This is a genomic window from Nocardia noduli (assembly GCF_019038455.1).
GTDB lineage: Bacteria > Actinomycetota > Actinomycetes > Mycobacteriales > Mycobacteriaceae > Nocardia > Nocardia noduli.
The window spans coordinates 21,106-41,382 of the sequence record NZ_JAFMPL010000069.1 but is presented as its reverse complement, the minus strand read 5'-3'; the positions used below and the strand labels follow the sequence as shown (position 1 = coordinate 41,382).

The window sequence follows — 20,277 nt, the reverse complement described above, 5'->3', positions numbered from 1 at the left end:
CGGGGTTACGACCCGGTCTACGGCGCCAGACCGCTGCGCAGGCTGATCCAGCAGGCCATCGGCGACACCCTCGCCAAGGCACTGCTGGCCGGAGAGATCATCGACGGCGACACCGTGAAGGTGAATGAAGACGGTGATTCGCTCATTGTCAGCACATGAGCCGACCCTGCGGCACCTGCCCGTCGATGGCGAACAGCCCTTCACGTCGGTCGCCATCGACAGCACTGCGAATGTTCGAAACACGGATGCGCTGAAAGGTCCGCAGCGCAGCGTGGACGCTCGGCGATGCAACCCCGGTCAACCGACAACAACCGCGCTCACGGTCAAGTAGACGAAGATCGAGATGAGATCCTGAATCACGGTAGCCAGTGGGCCCGAACCGAATGCGGGATCGATCCCGAGTTTCGAGAACGACCACGGCAACACCATGGCCACAGCCGCCGCTACCGAGCATGCGGCCAGCAGGGACAACGAGACCGAGAGCGAGACAGCGGCATCGTGCCAGAACAGCAGAGTGATCGGATAGGCGACGGCGGCGACGATCGCACCGATGAGGAGTCCGGTGACCGCCTCGCGCCAGAGAATTCGTTTGATACCGACCCCCACCGATAGGCCGCGGATGACGAGGGCCTCTGTCTGAGTGCCCACCGCGTCCGCCAAATAGACGATCGCGGGTATGAAGAAGGCAAGAAGCACTTGGCGTTCCAGTTGGCTTTGGAAGGCATCAACCAGTCCCGCGGCCAGCATCGATCCGATCAATCCGGCCAGGAGCCACGGAAGGCGGTGCCATAGCCTGAGAGCGACGGATTCGGTACTGGCCGAACGAGCCCCCGCAGTAGAGGCCAGATAACCCGACAAGCGTGCGACATCCTCGTCGTGTTCTTCCAACAGCACCGACAGCAGACGTTGAGGCGGGATCACCCCTACCCAATGGTGATCGGCATCGATCACCGCCAAGCCGGGCTCGTTGTGGCGCAACGCTTCCCACACGGCACGTTCTTGATCCTCATCCCCCACGACCATCGGCGGATCAGGATCCATCACCTGCGCCATTGTGTAGTCGTCCTGGGCCGCGAGCAAGTTCTCGATCGTCAGCAAACCCACCAACCGCTGTTCCTCACAGATCACGACAACCGCCACGCTGGCGAACAGATGTCCCCGGATCCGCGCGAGAACCGCGGCCACAGTGTCGCCGGGTTCTGCCGTCGGAACATCACGGCACGCGTGCGCGGCCGCGGTTGCGGTTGTCGAAATCTCTGCTGGGCTGACGGCGGAACTCACCGGCGAACGGTAGCGCGGTTTCACCGGATCACCACGACAGCCTCCGCTCCGATCTCGCGTCCCCGAATCGGTACGCGGCTGTAGACAGGCAGCTCAGGTCAGCTGCGGCACTCACAGTCACCTGCCTTGGACCCTGTTTCCGAGGTCGGAGTCCTCTACGTGCGAAGTCGTCGGGTCCGACACACTTCGACTATGACGCAGACCACACGCCCCGTTCCCCAGGCAGATGATCCTGCGGCACCGCTGGGCGTGCCTGCGATCCTTCTCGCCCTGACGATGCTCTTCGCCCCCTTGGTCGTCAGCAGCAGGATCTCCGGGTGGTCGGCGGACTACGGGCCGTTGCTGTATGTGGTCCTCATCCTCTACCTCGCCGCGACATTGCGGCTCCTGTGCTGGGGCGTCGCGGTCCGCAAGCGCCGCCGTCGCTGATCGATGGCAGCAAACGACCATGGTCAACGCCACTACGGCCCAAGTGCCCTTTCTCGATAACGACAGTCGGACGGACCGTATCGGTATGAAGAAGACCACGGCATGCGCGATCGGACTCGGTACCTACCTCGCCGGTTTGGCAGTGGGCTACCAGGTACTGCTTCGCGACCGATGCCTCAACTGGGGCACGACGCCCGACGAAGCGACACGGACGATGCCCGGCGACGACTTGCTCCCCACACCCGACATCGTCGCTACCAGAGCCGTCACCGTCCAAGCCCCGCCCTCCGCGATATGGCCTTGGCTCGTACAAATGGGGCCCGGCCGGGGCGGCGCCTACACCTATGACTGGATCGAAAACCTGCTCGGACTGGATATGCACAGCGCCGATGAAATTCTGCCCCAATTCCAGGACCTCGCCGTCGGAGACACACTCAGCCTGGGGACCAGCGGGCCGACAATGCGAGTCACCGAACTGGAGCCCGAACGCACCCTCGTGTTCGGCTCGACCGACGGAAACTGGATCTGGGCATTCGGGCTGTACCCCGGCGTCAGCGGCACCCGGTTGATCAGCCGCAATCGCATCGTGACACCCACCGCCTCCGCGCCCGTCCGACTGTTGAATCGCGTGATCATGGAACCAGGGAGCTGGGTCATGGAGCGAAAGATGCTGTTGGGCATCGCACGACGCGCCGAACAGAAGTGCACGGCTTTACCGGCCGCACCGCCGGCCCGGATCTGATTCCTTCGATTCCCGCACTCTTTTGAAAGGTACTCACCATGGACCACCATCCCGACACCCCACCACAACACGAGCAGGGATCAGCGGTAGTCGGCGTAAACGGCTCTCGCGGTAGCGATCTGGCTGTTCGCTGGGCCGCCGAGACTGCGGCACAGCGCCGTCGTCCCTTGCGGATCGTGCACGGTATCGATCTCCTGACGCTGAGTTCCTCGGTGGAAAGCCACGACGTCATCACACCCGCGATCATCGACGCGGTCCGCGAGCATGCGAGGGCAGTCCTCGACAAAGCGGCGGTATCGGCGCGCGAAATCGCCCCCGAGCTGGAAATAGAAACCGAGATCTCCGACGACTCACCCACTCGTCTGCTGATCGACTATTCGAAGACTGCCTGGATGGTGGTCCTGGGCGTCACAGTCGACACAGGGATTTTCGCGCACCTCGGCTCGACGCTGCTCGCGGTAACCAGCCACGGTCACGGTCCGACCGTGGTCGTCCGCGCTTCGGGCACCGACCAGGGTATTCGCCGCGACGGCCCCGTCGTGGTCGGCATCGACGGGAGCCCCTCGAGCGAAGCCGCCATCGCGGCAGCATTCTCGGAGGCATCCGAACGCCGAACAGAATTGGTCGCCGTGCACTCCTGGAGCGATTGGGATGCCGGTGAGTTCGCGGGTAAGAAGGCCCTGTCCATCGACGCGAACCAACTGGAGACCGCGGAGTCCGCGATCCTCGCCGAACGCCTGGCCGGGTGGCAGGAGAAGTACCCCGATGTCGCCGTCACCCGCAAGGTTTATCTGGCCGGGCCTACCGAGCAGCTGACCCGCTGGTCGATCAGAGCCCAACTGATAGTGGTCGGCAGCCGAGGCCGTGGCGGGTTCGCAGGTCTGTTGTTCGGATCCACCAGCAACTTTCTGGTCCAGCACGCGCACTGCCCCGTGCTGATCACCCATGAACGGCGAACATGAACCACTGACCGCCACGAACGGAGCGAACTGCCCGACCGCGCAAGGCTGACCCCGCCCTGGCGATACCCGCGGTTCGACAGCGGCCTCAGGATGGTTCGAGCGGGCGGGTGACCAATTCTCCGTCCAGCTCGTCCAACCAGCCTCGAATTGCGGCCATGGCGTAGCGGAATCCGTTGAGGTGACGGCGATTCAGGTATCCGTGCCAGGTATGTGGCACCACGGTGTACGTCACCGGGACGCCAGCGGCGGCGAGCTCGGCGGCGAAGGCCTCACCCGAGGCACGCAAAGTATCGTGATCGGCGTCGAGCAGCAGAGCGGGCGGCAGGCCGGTCAGCTCGCCACCACCGGGAAAAGCACCACTGCTCAGCAGACTCTCGTCCCCGACATAATTGAGGCTCATCCGATGAACGGCGGGCAGAGTCAACTGCCGGTATCCGGCGAGCCCACGTACGCTGGCGCGCACCGATTCCGGTAGCGGCGGCAGCTCGGCGTGGTACACGCCGTAGCAGAGCAGCAACCCGGCCGGATGAGGCGGCCGCTGCGCGGCGGTGACAGCCAGGCAAGCGCCGGCGCTGGCACCCCCGAGCACGATCCGGCCGCCTTCTTGCGCCAGCGAGCGGCCCGCGTCGACCACGTCGTCCAGCCCAGCGGGGTAGTGATTGAGCGAGGGGTCGACGGTCGACGAATGCCCCCGCGGGAAGCGGGGCGCAAGCCGGTAGTCCACGGTGCGCACCCGGCGCCCAGACGAGGCGATGCCCAGCGCGACCGAATGGGATTCCGACTGTTCCAGGTTTCCGGAGACGAATCCGCCTCCATGGAGCCACAGCACCGCAGGCGAGTCCGCACGGGATTCTGCGGGGTGGTAGTCGCGAATGGGGATCGCGCCGCCCCACCTTCCCGGCAATGTTCGATCGAGCGTGCGAACCGGCATATCAACGTGGTCGTCCCGACGAGCGACAGCGCATCCTTCAGCGATCGGCGTCGACGGATCATGACGTTCGGACATGCAGCTCCTGTAGTCCGTTCCGGTGAACCGGTTTCAGCACAGCGACGGTTGCGTCGGCGCGCTTGGCTACAGTACTTGTTACAAGAACGCAGCCTACGATTTCGATCGGCCCTTATCCGACTCTTCGCTCGTCCAGCTCATCGAGAAAGTTGCCACTCCGACCGGTACCCTCGTGCGGTGAACACGATTCTGCTGCACTTCGCGATCGTGGTCACTACGATATTCGCGGTCAATCTGTTGCCTGCATTCGGTCCACCGAACTCGTTGGTCCTTGTGTTGTTCCGATTGAATTGGCACCTCGACCCGATCGCACTCGTCATCCTCGGCGCCCTCAGTTCGGGCGCTGGTCGATATCTTCTCGCCGTCGCGACCAACCGCGTCCGCGACCATCTGGGTCCGCACCGTAAAGCCAGTCTGCAAGCCGCGAACGACTATCTCACCGGTCATCGTGGTCGCTCGTTCGCAGGACTCGGGCTGTTCCTGGTCTCCCCCTTGCCATCCGCGCAAATGTTCGAAGCGGCCGGGCTGATGGGCGTTCCCCTGGTTCCGGTAACAGTTGCGCACGTGCTGGGAAGATTGGTCAGCTTCTCCTTCTACATGGCTGCGGCCGGCGTCGCCGAGCGAAATCTCGGTGCAACGCTCATTGCTTCACTTACTTCGCCCTACGGAATCACAATTCAGATCGTCCTGATCGTTGCTGTCGTAATGCTCGCCCGTATCGACTGGAGCAGACACCTGCCCCGATAAGAAAACAAGAGTTGTCCGAGATCCGATGCCGGTGGGCGCTCTACGATTTCATCCACGCCGCGCAGGGCCGCACCGAACTGTCCTGCTCCGCATCCTTACCCGCAAACTGATGGTGGTCCTTCCGGCGCACCGTATCGACGGACGCGATCGAGTCTCGGGGCGGGCGGTGCTATCGCAGCACGTCACGGCCGGTGCGTGAACAAGGTTGTGTCGCAATCGGAGTGGGCGTCCCCGCGTGGGTTTGATTTGCTGTGAGCTGCTGATGGCAACTCCCGATCAAGCGGCGGAGAGGAATTCGACGAGGATGCGGTTGACTTCGTCCGGCCGCTCTAGATAGCCGTAATGGCCGCACCGCTCGATCTCGGCGTAACGGGCGTTCGGGATAGCCTCGGCGACCTCGCGGCAGAACCGGGGCGGCACCATCCGGTCGTCGCCGAACCCGACGACCAGGCTGGGCACCGTGATCCGACGGTAGGCCTCGCGCCGATCCTGCGTACGGTCCATCCCGAGCTGGGCGCGGGTGCCCGGAGTGCCTTTGCCCGAGGTGAATTCGAAGATGTCGAGCCATTCCTGCGCCTTGGCCGGGTCGGCCAGGGTGTGCGGTGACAGGTTGAGCATCGCCTTGATCGCGGCCGAGTATTCCGGCGGCAGCTGGATTCCCTTGTCGAACAACGCCTGTTCGCCTCGATTGAGCGCGCTCGATATCGGGTCCGGACGCGCGGTGGCGGCAAACATGATCGCCTTGCCCAGCAAATCGGGACGGGCCAGCGCCAGTTCGGCGACCACCCGCGAGCCCATCGACGTGCCGACCACGTGCGCGGGCGCACCCAAGCGTTCGATCAGGGCGGCCGTATCGCCGACGAGGTCGGCCATGGTGATGCCGGCCTCCGATTCCGAGGACGGCGCGATCCCGCGGTTGTCGACCGTGACGACCTGGAACCCGGCCTCTACGAGGGCAGGCACCTGATAGGTGCGCCAGACTCGGCCGGGGCTACCACTACCCATCACGAGCAGAACCAGCGGTCCCGAACCGGTGACGTCGTAATTCAGCTGGATGCCATTGAGCGAGGCGAGGGGCATATCTCTCCTGTTATCCTGTTTGCTAAAGTTAGAAAGTACACTACCGCCACCACAGGACGGGGGTTAGCCACGATGCCAGGACTGAGCAGGCCGCTCTACCAGATGAAGGCCGACTTCTTCAAAACCCTCGGCCATCCGATCCGCATCCGAGTGCTGGAGCTGCTCAGTGAGCGCGAATACGCGGTCTCGGAGATGCTACTCGAGGTCGGCGTGGAGGCGGCGAACCTGTCTCAGCAGCTGGCGATCCTGCGCCGGGCCGGTCTGGTGACGGCTCGCCGCGAAGGCCTGTCGGTTACCTACGAACTCACCTCGCCGCAGGTGAAAGAGCTGCTGATCGTGGCTCGCGCAATTCTCACCGGCGTCGTCGCAGGACAAGCCGAGCTACTCGACCCCACCTGATCCCGCCGAACAGGACCGAACCTCCCATTTCCACTAGTTGCATACTTTCTAAATTAGAAATCTAGCAAGCCGAGAAGGAGAGTATCCGTGATCACTAGCTCCGCGCCGACGACAGTCCCCACCGACCACCCGGCCATCCTGGCCTGGGTCGACGAGATCGCCGAACTCACCGCGCCCGACCGCGTCGTCTGGTGCGACGGATCACGCGCGGAATGGGATCGCCTCACCGACGAACTCGTCGAGAAGGGCACCTTCGTCCGGATCGCCGGCAAGGCGAACTCCTTCTGGTGCGTCTCGGACCCCGACGACGTCGCCAGGGTCGAAGACCGCACATTCATCTGCTCCGAGGACCCCACCGACGCGGGCCCGACCAACAACTGGGTCGACCCGGTCGACATGCGCACGGTGCTGACCGAACACTATCGCGGCGCGATGGCGGGCCGCACGATGTACGTGATCGCCTTCTGCATGGGCCCGCTCGAAGCCGCCGAGCCGAAGTTCGGTGTGCAGATCACCGATTCGCCGTATGTGGCGGTGTCGATGCAGATCATGACCCGCTCCGGCGCACCCGTCTGGGAAAAGCTCACGGGCACCACCGAATTCGTGCAATGCCTGCATTCGGTCGGCGCACCACTGGGCATGGGCCAGGCCGACGTGCCGTGGCCGTGTGACCGCACCAAGTACATCGCGCACTTCCCCGAGTCGCGCGCCATCTGGAGTTACGGCTCCGGCTACGGCGGCAATGCCCTGCTCGGCAAGAAGTGCTTCGCGCTGCGGATCGCCTCGATACTCGGCCGCGACGAAGGGTGGCTGGCCGAGCACATGCTGATCCTGAAACTCATCTCGCCGCAAGGCAAGACGCACTACGTGGCGGCCGCGTTCCCGTCCTCGTGCGGCAAGACCAATCTGGCGATGCTCGAGCCCGCGCTGCCGGGCTGGCAGGCCGAGACCATCGGCGACGACATCGCCTGGATGCGTTTCGGTGCCGACGGCAGGCTCTACGCGGTGAACCCGGAGGCCGGGTTCTTCGGTGTCGCGCCCGGCACCAACGCGCGCACCAATCCCAACGCGATCGCCACCATCGACCGCGGCAACTCGATCTTCACCAACACCGCGTTCACCGACGACGGCGATGTGTGGTGGGAGGGTCTGACGAAGGAACCGCCCGCGCACCTCACCGATTGGCGCGGCAATGACTGGACACCTGAGTCGGGACACCCTGCCGCACACCCGAATTCGCGCTACTGCACGCCGACCGAGCAGTGCCCGTCGATCGCGCCGGAGTGGAACGACCCGACCGGCGTGCCGATCTCGGCGATCTTCTTCGGTGGCCGCCGTGCGAACACGCTGCCGCTGGTGACCGAGACGTTCGACTGGGCACACGGAGTATTCACCGCCTCGGTGCTGTCATCGGAGACCACCGCCGCGGCGACCGGCGCGGTCGGCGTCGTCCGGCGCGATCCGATGGCCATGCTGCCGTTCCTCGGCTACCACGTGGGCGACTACTTCGCGCACTGGCTACGGCTCGGCGCGCAGGCCGACCCCGCGAAGTTGCCGAAGATCTTCCAGGTCAACTGGTTCCGGCGCGACGCCGCCGGCACCTTCCTGTGGCCAGGCTTCGGTGACAACGTGCGCGTGCTGAAGTGGGCGCTGCAACGCCTCGACGGTACCGCCGACGGCGAGCGGACACCGATCGGCTACATCCCCACCGCCGACGCCATCGACCTGGCAGGCTTCGACGACGCCGACCGAGCACTGGCCGAGCAGGCACTGACCGTCGACCCCGCTGAGTGGGTCGCCGAAACCCAGTCCATCGACGAATGGTTCGCCCGCATCGGCGGCAATCGGCTACCAGAGGAGCTGCGCGAGCAACTCGCCGCACTGAAGATGCGCCTGTTCGGCAACCGATGACCATGCGGGCACTGCTGCCGACCTGGTCGGAATGGAAACCCGCTTTCCGGGCGCCGGGCACGGATCTGTTGTCAGGGCTGGTCGTGGCGCTGGTGGCGTTGCCGCTGGCATTGGGATTCGGCATCAGTTCCGGCCTCGGCGCCGCCGCCGGTCTGGCGACGGCGGTCATCGCCGGTGCGTTGGCCGCGGTATTCGGCGGCTCTCGTTTTCAAGTGTCGGGGCCGACCGGCGCGATGACCGTGGTGCTGGTGCCGATCGTGGCCGAACACGGCACGTCCGGGGTACTGACCGTCGGCTTGATGGCCGGGGTGCTGTTGGTCGCACTGGCGTTCGCCGGTGTCGGCCGAGCCGTACGTTTCATGCCGGCCCCGGTGATCGAGGGATTCACCGCGGGCATCGCGGTCGTGATTGCCCTGCAACAGTTTCCGGGCGCGCTGGGAGTGTCCGGAGCCGAGGGCGAGAAGGTCTGGCAGTCCGCGTTCGACGCGGTACGCGAGTTCGCCGACGATCCACACGCGACCGCACCGGTGACGGCGCTCGTCGTGGCCGTGGTGATCCTGATCGGCGGGCGATATCTACCCAAACTGCCGTTCGCGCTGGTCGCTGTGCTGGTGGCGACGGTGGTCGCGAACATCTTCGACTTGCCGCTCGCGCGCATCGGAACGATCCCGGCCGGTCTGCCCGCACCCTCGCTCGGCTTCCTGCGACTCGATGACCTGACCAGCCTGCTGTTGCCCGCGCTCGCGGTCGCCGCGCTGGCCGCACTCGAATCGCTGCTGTCGGCCACCGCCGCCGACGCCATGGCCGTCGGCACCAGCCACAACCCCGACCGGGAACTGTTCGGGCAGGGCTTGGCCAATATCGCAGCGCCGCTGTTCGGTGGTGTACCCGCGACCGGCGCGATCGCCCGCACCGCGGTCAATGTGCGCTCGGGCGCGCGCACCCGGCTGGCGGCGCTCACCCATGCGGTGATCCTGGCGGGCATCGTGTACCTGGCCGCCGGACTGGTCGCCGATATCCCGATCGCGGCGCTGGCCGGTGTGCTACTGGCGACGACGGTGCGGATGGTGGAGGCGGCCTCACTCGCCGCGATCGCCCGCGCTTCGAGGGGCGACGCGATCGTCATGGCGGCCACCTTCGTCGTTACCGTCGCGTTGGACCTGGTCGCCGCCGTGGTGATCGGTATCGGGTTCGCGCTGGTCTTGGCGGTGCGCGCGATCGCCCGCGAGGCGAACCTGCATCAGGTGCCGCTCGACGAGACCGACCACCTGGGCGAGGAACACGAACTGCTGCGCGATCATATCGTCGCCTACCGCATCGACGGCCCCCTGTTCTTCGCCGCCGCCCACCGCTTCCTGCTCGAATTGGCCGACGTCGCCGATGTGAAGGTGGTGATCCTGAGGATGTCGCGTGTCACCGCCCTCGACACCACCGGCGCACGGGTCCTCGAGGATGCCATCACCAAGTTGCAGCATCGCCACATCACAGTGCTCATGTCCGGCCTGCGCGAGGACCACCGCCGGCGGCTGGCCGCGATGAGCGCGCTCCCAGCGGGCGGTGACGACGCGGTGTTCCCCGACACCGGTGCGGCCATCACCTACGCACGCCGGTTCCTACCCGCTACTCGCCGAACTCACTGATGCCGGTTCCTACCCGCTACTCGCCGAACTCACTGATATCGGGAATTCCGGCGAACTGCCAGCTCTGCTTGCGACCTCCCATCGAGGATGCTTACGGCTTTGGAGAGCGCTCCAGCCGCCGTAGCGGGCGGCAGGGCTATGGCCTTATCCGGTCTCGGGTGTGTAGCTTGTGGCGGAGGCTGATCGGTCGGATCTGATTTTCTTGGATAGGTTGCCGAAGGATGAAGTATCCGAAGTCCCGGTTGGCGATCGCCTTGCTGCTATCGGCCGTCGTCGCGGGATCGGTTCTGGTTGCCGGTGCGGTCGCGCAAGATCACGGTTCCGATCAGGGCGCCACCTCGCCCCAGGAACGTCAATGCGCGGACCACCGATGGCAATCCGGCGTCATCGACGTATCGAGCAAGCCACGCCAGGTGTTGTGGAAGGCGCCCGCAAAATCCTGGCCCAAAGGCGCGATCATCGTCATGCACGGCGGCGGTGGCGAACATGTCCAATGGTGCGGGTCGAATTTCGGTTCGGCGGCGGCGCAAGTGCGTTTCAGTGAACTCGCCGTCGAAGAAGGGTTCGCCGTCTTTCTGCTGAACTCGTCGAGCGACGTGAGCGACAGCCAAGGTCGCATCTGCGGCAAGGTCTGGGACGACGAGGTTCGCGACCGCCCGAATCTGGATCTACCATTCATCGAACAGGTTGTACAGCAGATGATTCCACCGTTGCGCCCTGCCGGCAGCGAGGGTGCGATCTTCCTCACCGGATTGTCCTCCGGAGGGTACATGACTGTCCGGGCGGCCACGCATTTCAACGCCCTCGTCACTGCTTTCGCGCCTGTTTCCAGCGGAGACCCCTACGGCTGGCATCGGATTTGCGAGCCGGGCCTGACACCTCGCCGCAAGGTCGAGGGCGCGGGATATGACAACGAGACCGGTAAGCAGATCACCGAGCGGAATTCCTGCCTATCACAGAGCTACCCGAACGAGTCCGTCTGGGATGACGGGCAGGAACCGTCGAAGCCGACATTCCGACTCTTCCATCACGAGATGGACGGAATCAACGATGTTTCGTGCGCCGAGAAGGTCGCTCGCCAGCTACGCGCGCACGGCTATCCCGGGGAACCGGACTTCCTACTTCGCGGCGCACGGCGCAGTCTGGCGAATCATCTATGGCAGGACGAGTACAACCGCCCCGTCCTCGACTTCTTCGCCAGCTGTCTCGGCCGATGACGGCCACTCCGCCTCGACTCTGCCCGACCTCGAATCGCGAGCAGCAGCCCCTCGCGGGTCACGACAAAATCGAGGTTGGGACAGGCCCTTTGTCCGAAACGTATTGAACGGTACGGGGCGATTCCGAGCAACGCGAGGTCAACCTATAGATCGGTAGTTCGATAGGTTCTGCACCTACCCATGGGCTCGCGAGAACGGGCACAGGATTTCGGACCGAGGCCGAATCTCGACAGAATCGTCTCCGCCTACACCACGGCCACGAGCTGACCAGAGACACTGCGAATTCCGAGCGGTGAATCTCTGACCACCATTCAGAAGACCGTGTCGTTCCGATAGCGAGAGTCGGCGAGAGCATCGACCCTTTCACCTGTGCAGCCTATTCCTATGGACAGGTTTGGCACGTGAATGCCATCGTCCCCGTTGTCGCACAGAAATAGGGTTCACCGGCAAACGCCGCGAATGGAGAGTGCGATTGCCCGAAGCGCAACTCTATCTCTCCTGGATAGCTGAGCTGAATTGTGACACTGCTTCCGACATACGTCATCGGTCGAACCGTTCGAATGAGGTGGAGACGGGATTCGAACCCGTGTGGACGGTTTTGCAGACCGCTGCCTCGCCTCTCGGCCACCCCACCATCAGAAGTGTCAGGTCAGAGTAACAGAGCTATCTGTGGAAGCCTCTGACGAGGAGTTGCCGAACCTTGAATCCGCCCGGCATGTCCGGGGACTTCATCTCTTGGAGAGGATGGAGTCGTGTCATCGAGGAAGAGGTATCCGCCGGAGTTGCGTGAGCGGGCTGTGCGAATGTTCGTGGAGATCCGGGGGCAGCATGAGTCGGAGTGGGCCGCGATGAGGGTGGTCGCGGATCTGTTGGGGGTGGGGACGCCGGAGACGGTTCGTAAGTGGGTGCGCCTCGACCAGGTCGATGCCGGTGTGCGTGCGGGGGTGAGTAGTGAGGAGTCCGAGGAGTTGAGGCGTTTGCGGCGTGAGAATGCAGAACTGAAGCGCGCCAACGGAATTCTGAAAGCTGCCTCGGCTTTCTTCGCGGCCGAGATCGACCGGCCACACCGCTGATCATCGAGTTCATCTCCGAGCACCAGGGTCGTCGTGAGGGCGGCGGTCTGCGGTGGGGCATCGAGTCGATCTGCGCGGAACTCGCTGAGTTCAGCGTGAAAGTTGCCCCTTCGACCTACTACGAGCACCGCAACCGGATCACGTCGGCGCGAGAGTTGCGTGAGGTGGAACTCGTGGTTGCAACTGAACCGGGAAGGCATCGCTGTGGCCCGCTGCACCGTCGAGAGGTTGATGCGTCGGCTCGGTCTGCGTGGCGTGGTCCGCGGCAAGGTCAAACGCACCACGATCGCGGATCCGGCCGCGGTCCGGGCGGCTGATCTTGTGCAACGCAGGTTCGCGCCGGCGGGGCCGAACCGTCTGTGGGTTGCCGACATGACTTACGTGTCGACCTGGTCGGGCTGGGTCTATGTCGCCTTCGTCATCGATGCCTATGCCCGGCGGATCCTGGGTTGGCGCACGTCCACGTCGATGACGACCACGCTCGTACTCGACGCGATCGAGCACGCGACCTGGTCCCGTGAACGCGGAGGGGCATGGCGTGAAAGATGTTGTGCACCATACGGATAGGGGATCTCAATACACATCATTTGCGGTCACCGACGCCTCGCCGAAGCTGGTATCCGACCGTCGGTCGGTGCGGTCGGATCCAGCTATGACAACGCGCTCGCGGAAACGATCAACGGCCTTTTCATGACCGAACTCATCAGACCGCGTGGGCCCCGGCGCAGCGCCGACCACGTCGAACTCGCCACCGCCGAATACGTCGACTGGTTCAACCACCGGCGCCTCTACCAGGACTGCGGGGACATACCACCCGCTGAACTGGAGGCCGCCCACTACGCTCAACAAACAGCTCAGCAGATCGCTGAACTGTCACACCAGTAAGTCTCCGGACTCACCGGGCGGATTCACCCAGCAGCACTGTGAAACTGCTGCCCACACCCGCCGAGAATCCCCATGGAAGCAGAGCCATCACCGAAGGCACCCTCGGGGCACGTCACCGCGACTGGGTCGCAGACATTCCAGAAGTCAGTGTGGCGATCAGGGGTCGAAGTCAACGGCGTAACGGTGGTCAAACTGGTGCCGTTCGACGAGCGCCGCATCGTCCCTACACCTACCGTCACACCTACGCTCAACGCCACGCGGATGCCGGCGTTCAGGTCGATGGGTTCGTCAACCCCTTCCCGACGTCCGCCCGGACAGGAGCGCGTAGCCGATGGCCAACCCGATGATCGACGGTCGCCGCGCCGATTCAATGCGGCGCCGAAAGCGCGTCCTCAGAACCCTCGCCACCACCCAGGCCCAGGGAGGTGAGATCAGCGTCTCCGCGATCGCGCGCGCGGCCGGAGTCGACCGGTCATTTCTGTACCGTCATCCCAACCTTCTTGCTCAAGTCCATATAACCCAAACCGCCGCACCGTCGACGGCGGAGAATCCGGCCCCGGTGAGCCGAGAATCGTTGAAAGCCTACCTCGCCAACGCCGACCAACGCCTCGCTTCGCGTAACCAGCAGCTCGAACGCAAACTCTCGGAGATGATGGGGCGAGCGAGCGTGGCGAGAATCCGGTCTCGGCGCACCCACCGACATCGAACAACTCCAACGACGGATCACCACTCTTGAACAGCAGGTCGTCGACCTGAGGGGGCAACTCGAGGAACGCGAGCAAGAACTCGACGCCGCTCGTGCCGCGTACCGAGAGTTGTTCGCGAACATGAACAAGCGGCACTAGGCCTGGCTCGGATCGCTGCATCCCACTGATCGCGAAGCGGTGCACGTGCGGTTCAGGCGTGCGCTGGTATCAGCTCGGCGACGAGCGCTTGCACCCGGGCGTTGATCTCGTCACGGATGGGGCGCACAGATTCGACGCCTTTGCCTGCCGGGTCCTCGAGTACCCAGTCCCGGTAGCTGACGCCGGGGAATACCGGACAGGTGTCTCCGCAGCCCATCGTGATGACCACATCGGAGGCCTCGACCGCGTCGAAGGTAAGGATCTTCGGGGACTGGTCGGAGATGTCGATACCGAGTTCGGCCATCGCTGCGACAGCGGCCGGGTTGATGGTCTCGGCGGGTGCGCTACCCGCGGAGCGGACCTCGATACTGTCACCGGCGAGGTGAGCAAGGAATCCGGCGGCCATCTGGGAACGTCCAGCATTGTGGACGCAGACGAACAGCACACTGGGCTTGGAAGCCATAGGAAAACAACACCTTTCGATGTCGGGAGGACGGTCAGGAGGTGGGGATGTCGAGTTCGGCGAGTAGGTGCCGGACGCGGGTTTCGATCTCTTCGCGGATCGGGCGGATCGCGGCGAGGTCCTGGCCTGCAGGATCGTCCAGATCCCACTCCTCGTATCGGCGGCCGGGGTAGAGCGGGCAGGCATCCCCGCAGCCCATGGTGATGATGATGTCGGCAGCCTGGACGATTTCCTCGGTCCAGGGCTTGGGGAACTCGGCGGTGATGTCGATCCCGACCTCGGCCATCGCCGCGACGGCAGCCGAGTTGATCTCGTCACCGGGTTCGGAACCACCGGACCAGGCGACAGCGTTCTCACCGGCGAGATGGGCGAAGAACCCCAGCGCCATCTGGGAGCGACCCGCATTGTGGGTGCACAGGAACAGAACGGTGGGTTTGCCGGTGTGGGCCTTGCCCTCCACACGGGCCAAGGCGATCAGCCGTTGGCGGGCGAAGCGTTCGGCCAGCAACGGCAGGAAGTTGATGACGGTCGCGCGTCCGGCGAATTGGTCGTAGCTCGAGTGCAGGAAGCGTTCGATGGTTTCGACGCCGAAGGTGGCGTCGAATTCGCGTTGCAGGCGCGTGGCGGCGGTTTTGAGGGCGAGTTGCTGATCGATGGTCAGGTCGTCACGGACGTGGATGGCGTGCGCGAGAGGGCTCTCGGTCATTGCGGTGATCCGTTGTTCGCAGGGAGAGGGCCAGGCGGGTGGTGTGAGTTCGGTTAGCAACTGGTCGACGCGGGCGGCGATGTCGTCGCGGACCAGGCGCATGCGTTCGATGCCGTCGATACCGCGTTCGGAGGGTTCGTCGGTGTCCCAGTTGATGATTCGCACACCCTCGACGGGTTCGACCCGGGCTTCACGACCGAGGGTGACGACCAGGTCGACCGAGCGAAGTAGTCGAGGATCGATGGGCTTGGGTGACTCGTCACGCAGGTCGACGCCTACTTCGGCCAGGGACCGCACCGACAGGGCGTTGAGGTGCGCCCCGGGGTGGGTGCCTGCGGAGAACGCTTGGACCGAGCCGTTGGCGGCGTGGCGCATCAGCCCGGCGGCCATCTGAGATTTGCCGCCGTTCTTGACGCATACGAACATTACCGCCGGTGTGGTGCTCATGCCCACGGGGTCCTATCGGTCGTCGTGACCGCCGGGGCGCGCGCGATACTCGGTGTTTTCGGTGTGAATCGTTTGCGTAGGGCCAGCGAAACGTAGACCAGCCCGACCAGGACCGGGACTTCGATCAGTGGGCCGACGACTCCGGCGAGGGCCTGCCCTGAGGTTGCGCCGTAGGTCGCGATCGCGACGGCGATGGCGAGTTCGAAGTTGTTGCCCGCCGCCGTGAACGCGAGCGTGGTGGTGCGTTCGTAGCCCAGGCCCATGACCGCGCCCAGGGCGTATCCGCCACCCCACATGATCGCGAAATAGGCGAGCAGCGGGATCGCGATCCGCACCACATCCAGTGGCTGAGAGGTGATCTGCTTGCCCTGCAACGCGAACAGGATCACGATCGTGAACAGCAACCCGTAGAGCGCCCACGGCCCGATCGCCGGGAGTAGTCGGGATTCGTACCAGTCCCGTCCCTTGGCGCGTTCCCCGAATCGGCGCGTCGCGTATCCGGCGAGCAGCGGGATGCCGAGGAAGATCAGTACAGATTTCGCGATCTGCCACGGCGAGGTGTCGATGCTGGTCTGTTCCAGGCCGAGCCAGCCGGGCAGCACCGACAGGTAGAACCAGCCCAGCACGGCGAACATGATCACCTGGAAGACCGAGTTCAAGGCGACCAGTACCGCGGCGGCTTCACGGTCTCCGCAGGCCAGGTCGTTCCAGATGATGACCATCGCGATGCAGCGCGCCAGCCCGACGATGATCAGACCGGTCCGGTACTCCGGCAGATCCGGCAGCAACAGCCACGCCAGCGCGAACATCAACGCGGGCCCGAGGATCCAGTTCAACGCCAGCGAACCGAGCAGCAGCCGTCGGTCACCGGTGACGGTGTCGAGGCGGTCGTATCGGACCTTCGCCAGGACCGGGTACATCATGATCAGCAGCCCGATAGCGATCGGCAGCGAGATCCCGTCGATCTCGACCGCGCTCACCGCGTCACCGAGCCCGGGGATCAGGCGGCCCAGCAGCAGTCCCGCGGCCATCGCGACCCCGATCCATACCGGCAGGAACCGGTCCAGAGTCGAGAGTTTCCCGACGACGCCGTGCTCGGCGGGGGCGGTCTCGACACTCACGCGTTCGCTCCCGTGGTGGACCCGCTCTCGACGAGGAGCGTATCCGAGAGTCGTTGCAGTGCTTCGGGAACGATGCGGTAGTACACCCAGGAGGCGCGGCGTTGGGACTCCAGCAAGCCGGCCTCGCGCAGCACCTTGAGGTGATGGGAGATCGTGGGCTGGGTCAGGTCGATACCTTCGGACAGGTCGCACACGCACGCCTCCTGCCCGGCGCGCGCGGCGATCGCGCTCAACAGTCGCAGTCGGACCGGATCCGACAGCGCCTTGAACACGCTCGCCAACTCGGCCGCGGCCTCACCCGAGAGCGGCTCACGCACCAGCGGTGAGGCGGTGCAGTCCTGCACCGACACGATCGGCAACTTCGACTTCGACATATACCTATATTGACGGATATCGAAGTAAGGCGGCAAGCGAACAGTCGGTGAACGAGATGTCCCGGCTCGGCGATCGATCGGATGCCCACGCCCGCCACAGGGGTAGAGGCGAATACGATATCTACCCGTGGCGGAGGTGTTCAGTTCCCTGGTGCAGCGTCAAAGACCGCTGTCGCATGTTCTCGAGCGACGCGTCGATGAATCCGGGCTGCCGAGACAACTGGCCCGGATCACCTCGGTGAGCGACTTGGAAAAATTCGAGGCTGACCTGCCTGGCGCGATCGATGCGTTACGTCCGATGCCGCCAGCGCTCGGTGCTACCCGGACCGCTTCGAGCGCCGCAAGTCGGTGGCGCCGCACCGATGAGAACACCGGCGAACAAGTCACTCGCCACTACATCGCCGTCCAAGCCGACGGGGACCTCGATCTTCTGGCCACCTGGCCGGACAACGCCGACGAGGGCCTGGAGCCGGTCGACGCCTCGGCGCGAGCCGAATACGATGCGTGTGAGAAACCCGGGTTCGCCGAGTTGGAGCGCCTTCGCATCGCGGAGGAGACCTGGACCCTGGGCACGCCGGATCCTCCGACCGGCACAGAGGAGATCTGGGCCCTCTATAGCTTCGTCGAGCTGTCGCGCGACGAGGAGCGAGCCATCAGCGCCGGTGAGCGCGAGATTCAGTCGATCTTCACTGAGCGCATCGAATTCGCTACGCAGATCGTCGAACGCATCGCCACTCAGATAGCGGACTATTTCGACACCGAACTGCCGCACTGGTTCAAAGAACGCATCATGGATCGGCGCGATGAGTTGACCGCACGCGAAGGGGTCACCGCCGCGCTCGCCTTCCCCTCGAGTTGGCCGATGTCGATTCCGAAATTGGTCACCAGTCCCTCGCCCGAGGTCGCCGACCCGGCCACCGAGAAAGACGCACTCACCGAAGGAGCGAGAGTCAGGTTCACCCATCGCTCCAGGCTTGACGAAGCGACCTTCGCTGATGTGCAACGGGTCATTCGACTGTGGGCGGACTCGGTCGAGAGGTACCCGGCGACGTTCAGCAAGATCGGGGAAGATCCGCTCAGCGACGTACTGACCGCGGCGTTGAATTCGTCATTGCCCGGAGCGCAACGCGAGGTCTACTCCCGCACAGGGAAGTCCGACATCTTCATTTACGCCAACACGCTCGACGCCGGTCGCGGGCCGGAAACAGTGTTCATCTGCGAGGCGAAGATCGCCAAGGACGACGGCACAGTGATACGCGCGCTCGATCCGCAGCTGTTCAGCTACCTCAACACTCACGACACTGCCGCAGTGCTGCTGCTGTTCGTCAAACAGAAGATGTTCGATGCCGCTGTCCGAGACCGCCTCGCGGCGCTGCGCACCGTCGCAGGGTTCATCGGGGAAGCGCCGGGCCCCAGCGGGTGGCCGATCTTCGAATACGAGGTCGATGGCCGCACTGTGCATGTGTGCATCGCCACCGTCCACATTCCGCCGGGCAAGTCGGATCCCTAGAGCCGATGCCGGATCATCGGCCACCGCGGATCGCCGCAGCACGTTGAGTGAGAAGGACTGCGGCGTTCGACGTCCCCGCGAACCGATGTCGGCACCGGCCGTCATCGTCACAGGGTTTGACCAGCGTGCCGGTCGTTGATATCGGCTTGTCTCGTGCCATCACGGGGTGTTCGTATTGTGCGATGTATGAGCAGTCGTACTGGACTACTGAAGCCGGTCTGCGTCTCAAGGACGTCTACCGGTCGGTCTCGACGCTGCGGTTGAGCCTCGACCGGAATCCGATCACGAAGGCGACGAAAGGGAAGGCCCGAAAGCGAGAGTTGCAGGAGTTGATGCTCCGCGATGCTGCCACGTGGCATCGCATGGACGGACAGTACGGCGGTCGGTGGCCGCGACCGCGCGCGGACCTGGTACTCGACATCGCGATGCGGACCACCCTGCGTGACCCCGCTCGCATCGACAAGTACTGCAAATGGCTGCTGGACGATCTCGGCGGCACGCAGGGCAAACCGATCGTCTACGCCGATGACCGCCAAGTGAAGATGCTGTTCGCCCGCCTGGATCGTGGCACGGACAACGACGAACCATCGATCTGGGTGACCGCCCAGACGGTCGCGGAGGTTCGCGCCGGCCTGCGCAGAGTCGAGGACCTCGATACCCGATGGACCGTCGGGGATGCCAACTGGGAACTCGATTCACACAGCCACCGCGACGACGAGTACTACGAGGGTGTGTCGCCGGAATTCCTTCGGGCCGCCGGCGCGGATGCCGCCACCATCAACGACTTCGCGCTGCGTGACCATGTCCGCCGACGACTGCGTGATCAACTGGATTCCCTGGCGATCACCGACCAGTTGTCCGCAGCCGTGGTCTTCGCCTATGCCGACAAGCGCTTCTGCGACAGCGTGGGTCTACCCCTGACTACCCAAGCATTGCATCGACTCCTCGACTACGGTCTCGCCGTCGATCTAGGACCGCTACCGACACGATCGGGTGAATCAGCCGCCTTCAAACAGCAGACAGCGAAGGCGCTGACCGCACTGCTGGCCAGGCGGCCATGGATGACGCCGCTGTTGCCCTCGATCGGAGTCACGGTGTTCTACCTGGAAACCGGCTCGGGAAAAGACCTCGACAACATCTTCGGCGATCTCAAGGTACTTCCGATCGTACTCGACACCGTACGGCCACCGATCTCACCGATGGCCGACTACTCACCGACCGAGGACCTAAAGCGCTGGTTCGAACATGACCGCCGCCGATCACCCGCTGCCGTCGGTGACATCGCGTTCATCGAAGCGGTCGCGCTGAAAGGTACTGCCGATGAGCAGCTTTCGTCCGGCACCGTCATCGTGGCACTCTCACACGGAGAACGGCTCGAAAGCTGGTGGGACAACGCGCTCGGATTCCTCGACGATCACAACGATCATTCGGATTGAGCT

The 20,277-nt window shown here is 64.3% G+C and carries 19 protein-coding genes, 1 tRNA gene and 3 pseudogenes; 14 read left to right on the top strand and 9 right to left on the bottom strand.

Features of this window, described 5'->3' with window-relative positions; all coding sequences use genetic code 11:
- Positions 1 to 159 (top strand): ClpB D2-like domain containing protein (locus JZ792_RS42740; protein WP_216915113.1); only part of this gene is annotated, 159 nt, incomplete at its 5' end.
- A 138-nt stretch (positions 160 to 297) separates the two neighbouring features.
- On the opposite strand, the gene JZ792_RS43065 is transcribed toward JZ792_RS42740, so the two are convergent.
- Positions 298 to 1,281: a magnesium transporter gene (locus JZ792_RS43065; protein WP_216915106.1), complete on the bottom strand. Its 984-nt coding sequence runs from the start codon at positions 1,279 to 1,281 to the stop codon at positions 298 to 300.
- Between the two features lie 192 nt (positions 1,282 to 1,473).
- On the opposite strand from JZ792_RS43065, the gene JZ792_RS28250 reads away from it, so the two are divergent.
- The 3 genes from JZ792_RS28250 (at position 1,474) to JZ792_RS28240 (ending at position 3,414) form a co-directional block, all read left to right on the top strand.
- Complete coding sequence (locus JZ792_RS28250) at positions 1,474 to 1,710, top strand: hypothetical protein (protein WP_216915104.1); 237 nt, start codon at positions 1,474 to 1,476, stop codon at positions 1,708 to 1,710.
- Between the two features lie 85 nt (positions 1,711 to 1,795).
- A complete protein-coding gene (locus JZ792_RS28245) occupies positions 1,796 to 2,452 on the top strand; it encodes an SRPBCC family protein (RefSeq protein WP_216915102.1) in 657 nt (218 codons plus the stop codon).
- Positions 2,453 to 2,490: 38 nt separating this feature from the next.
- Positions 2,491 to 3,414, top strand: a complete 924-nt coding sequence (locus JZ792_RS28240) for a universal stress protein (protein ID WP_216915100.1) — start codon at positions 2,491 to 2,493, stop codon at positions 3,412 to 3,414.
- Between the two features lie 85 nt (positions 3,415 to 3,499).
- On the opposite strand, the gene JZ792_RS28235 is transcribed toward JZ792_RS28240, so the two are convergent.
- Complete coding sequence (locus JZ792_RS28235) at positions 3,500 to 4,345, bottom strand: alpha/beta hydrolase (protein ID WP_216915098.1); 846 nt, start codon at positions 4,343 to 4,345, stop codon at positions 3,500 to 3,502.
- A gap of 252 nt (positions 4,346 to 4,597) precedes the next feature.
- Here JZ792_RS28235 and JZ792_RS28230 point away from each other — a divergent pair, with 252 nt between their 5' ends.
- On the top strand, positions 4,598 to 5,167 hold the full coding sequence (locus JZ792_RS28230; RefSeq protein WP_216915096.1) for a hypothetical protein: 570 nt from the start codon (positions 4,598 to 4,600) through the stop codon (positions 5,165 to 5,167).
- A 276-nt stretch (positions 5,168 to 5,443) separates the two neighbouring features.
- On the opposite strand, the gene JZ792_RS28225 is transcribed toward JZ792_RS28230, so the two are convergent.
- Positions 5,444 to 6,247 (bottom strand): alpha/beta fold hydrolase, encoded by an 804-nt coding sequence (locus JZ792_RS28225; protein WP_216915094.1) that lies wholly within the window; start codon positions 6,245 to 6,247, stop codon positions 5,444 to 5,446.
- 72 nt (positions 6,248 to 6,319) lie between these two features.
- Between JZ792_RS28225 and JZ792_RS28220 the strand changes: the two genes are divergently transcribed.
- The 5 genes and pseudogenes from JZ792_RS28220 to JZ792_RS43545 form a co-directional block, all read left to right on the top strand.
- Positions 6,320 to 6,646: an ArsR/SmtB family transcription factor gene (locus JZ792_RS28220; RefSeq protein ID WP_216915092.1), complete on the top strand. Its 327-nt coding sequence runs from the start codon at positions 6,320 to 6,322 to the stop codon at positions 6,644 to 6,646.
- Positions 6,647 to 6,733: 87 nt separating this feature from the next.
- Positions 6,734 to 8,557 (top strand): phosphoenolpyruvate carboxykinase (GTP), encoded by a 1,824-nt coding sequence (locus JZ792_RS28215; RefSeq protein ID WP_216915090.1) that lies wholly within the window; start codon positions 6,734 to 6,736, stop codon positions 8,555 to 8,557.
- Between the two features lie 2 nt (positions 8,558 to 8,559).
- Positions 8,560 to 10,197, top strand: a complete 1,638-nt coding sequence (locus JZ792_RS28210; protein WP_216915112.1) for a SulP family inorganic anion transporter — start codon at positions 8,560 to 8,562, stop codon at positions 10,195 to 10,197.
- Between the two features lie 221 nt (positions 10,198 to 10,418).
- The gene (locus JZ792_RS28205; RefSeq protein WP_216915088.1) at positions 10,419 to 11,414 is read left to right on the top strand and encodes an alpha/beta hydrolase family protein; all 996 of its coding nucleotides are present in this window, start codon (positions 10,419 to 10,421) and stop codon (positions 11,412 to 11,414) included.
- Positions 11,415 to 11,595: 181 nt separating this feature from the next.
- Positions 11,596 to 11,718 (top strand): annotated as a pseudogene (locus JZ792_RS43545) (Lsr2 family DNA-binding protein); the annotation flags it as partial.
- Positions 11,719 to 11,977: 259 nt separating this feature from the next.
- Here the strand turns inward: JZ792_RS43545 and JZ792_RS28200 are convergent.
- Positions 11,978 to 12,048: transfer RNA gene (locus tag JZ792_RS28200), tRNA-Cys, on the bottom strand.
- A 169-nt stretch (positions 12,049 to 12,217) separates the two neighbouring features.
- On the opposite strand from JZ792_RS28200, the pseudogene JZ792_RS28195 reads away from it, so the two are divergent.
- Positions 12,218 to 13,372: pseudogene (locus JZ792_RS28195) on the top strand (IS3 family transposase).
- Positions 13,373 to 13,703: 331 nt separating this feature from the next.
- The gene (locus tag JZ792_RS42245; protein WP_308165494.1) at positions 13,704 to 14,108 is read left to right on the top strand and encodes a DUF6262 family protein; all 405 of its coding nucleotides are present in this window, start codon (positions 13,704 to 13,706) and stop codon (positions 14,106 to 14,108) included.
- 161 nt (positions 14,109 to 14,269) lie between these two features.
- Here JZ792_RS42245 and JZ792_RS28190 read toward each other — a convergent pair whose 3' ends face one another.
- The 5 genes and pseudogenes from JZ792_RS28190 to JZ792_RS28170 all read right to left on the bottom strand — a co-directional run bounded on the left by JZ792_RS28190 (position 14,270) and on the right by JZ792_RS28170 (position 17,328).
- Positions 14,270 to 14,680: an arsenate reductase ArsC gene (locus tag JZ792_RS28190; protein ID WP_216915086.1), complete on the bottom strand. Its 411-nt coding sequence runs from the start codon at positions 14,678 to 14,680 to the stop codon at positions 14,270 to 14,272.
- 34 nt (positions 14,681 to 14,714) lie between these two features.
- Positions 14,715 to 15,386: an arsenate reductase ArsC gene (locus tag JZ792_RS28185; RefSeq protein ID WP_216915110.1), complete on the bottom strand. Its 672-nt coding sequence runs from the start codon at positions 15,384 to 15,386 to the stop codon at positions 14,715 to 14,717.
- 42 nt (positions 15,387 to 15,428) lie between these two features.
- A pseudogene (locus JZ792_RS28180) lies at positions 15,429 to 15,833 on the bottom strand (arsenate-mycothiol transferase ArsC); the annotation flags it as partial.
- Complete coding sequence (gene arsB / locus JZ792_RS28175; RefSeq protein WP_216915084.1) at positions 15,830 to 16,954, bottom strand: ACR3 family arsenite efflux transporter; 1,125 nt, start codon at positions 16,952 to 16,954, stop codon at positions 15,830 to 15,832. The gene arsB and the pseudogene JZ792_RS28180, both read right to left, overlap by 4 nt.
- Positions 16,951 to 17,328 (bottom strand): ArsR/SmtB family transcription factor, encoded by a 378-nt coding sequence (locus JZ792_RS28170; protein WP_216915081.1) that lies wholly within the window; start codon positions 17,326 to 17,328, stop codon positions 16,951 to 16,953. The genes arsB and JZ792_RS28170 overlap by 4 nt, the downstream gene beginning before the upstream one ends.
- 127 nt (positions 17,329 to 17,455) lie before the next feature.
- On the opposite strand from JZ792_RS28170, the gene JZ792_RS28165 reads away from it, so the two are divergent.
- Complete coding sequence (locus tag JZ792_RS28165) at positions 17,456 to 18,838, top strand: hypothetical protein (protein WP_216915079.1); 1,383 nt, start codon at positions 17,456 to 17,458, stop codon at positions 18,836 to 18,838.
- Positions 18,839 to 19,020: 182 nt separating this feature from the next.
- Positions 19,021 to 20,274, top strand: coding sequence for a hypothetical protein (locus JZ792_RS28160; RefSeq protein WP_216915077.1), 1,254 nt, complete (start codon positions 19,021 to 19,023; stop codon positions 20,272 to 20,274).
- Positions 20,275 to 20,277: the final 3 nt, after the last annotated feature.

Coding starts and splice junctions, on each gene's coding strand:
- JZ792_RS28235 (WP_216915098.1), bottom strand. CDS start 4,345: ATGCCGGTTCGCACGCTCGATCGAACATTGCCGGGAAGGTGGGGCGGC.
- JZ792_RS28185 (WP_216915110.1), bottom strand. CDS start 15,386: ATGACCGAGAGCCCTCTCGCGCACGCCATCCACGTCCGTGACGACCTG.
- JZ792_RS28210 (WP_216915112.1), top strand. CDS start 8,560: ATGCGGGCACTGCTGCCGACCTGGTCGGAATGGAAACCCGCTTTCCGG.
- JZ792_RS28170 (WP_216915081.1), bottom strand. CDS start 17,328: ATGTCGAAGTCGAAGTTGCCGATCGTGTCGGTGCAGGACTGCACCGCC.
- JZ792_RS28205 (WP_216915088.1), top strand. CDS start 10,419: ATGAAGTATCCGAAGTCCCGGTTGGCGATCGCCTTGCTGCTATCGGCC.
- JZ792_RS28245 (WP_216915102.1), top strand. CDS start 1,796: ATGAAGAAGACCACGGCATGCGCGATCGGACTCGGTACCTACCTCGCC.
- JZ792_RS28220 (WP_216915092.1), top strand. CDS start 6,320: ATGCCAGGACTGAGCAGGCCGCTCTACCAGATGAAGGCCGACTTCTTC.
- JZ792_RS42245 (WP_308165494.1), top strand. CDS start 13,704: ATGGCCAACCCGATGATCGACGGTCGCCGCGCCGATTCAATGCGGCGC.
- JZ792_RS28190 (WP_216915086.1), bottom strand. CDS start 14,680: ATGGCTTCCAAGCCCAGTGTGCTGTTCGTCTGCGTCCACAATGCTGGA.
- JZ792_RS28225 (WP_216915094.1), bottom strand. CDS start 6,247: ATGCCCCTCGCCTCGCTCAATGGCATCCAGCTGAATTACGACGTCACC.
- JZ792_RS28160 (WP_216915077.1), top strand. CDS start 19,021: ATGTATGAGCAGTCGTACTGGACTACTGAAGCCGGTCTGCGTCTCAAG.
- JZ792_RS28240 (WP_216915100.1), top strand. CDS start 2,491: ATGGACCACCATCCCGACACCCCACCACAACACGAGCAGGGATCAGCG.
- JZ792_RS28250 (WP_216915104.1), top strand. CDS start 1,474: ATGACGCAGACCACACGCCCCGTTCCCCAGGCAGATGATCCTGCGGCA.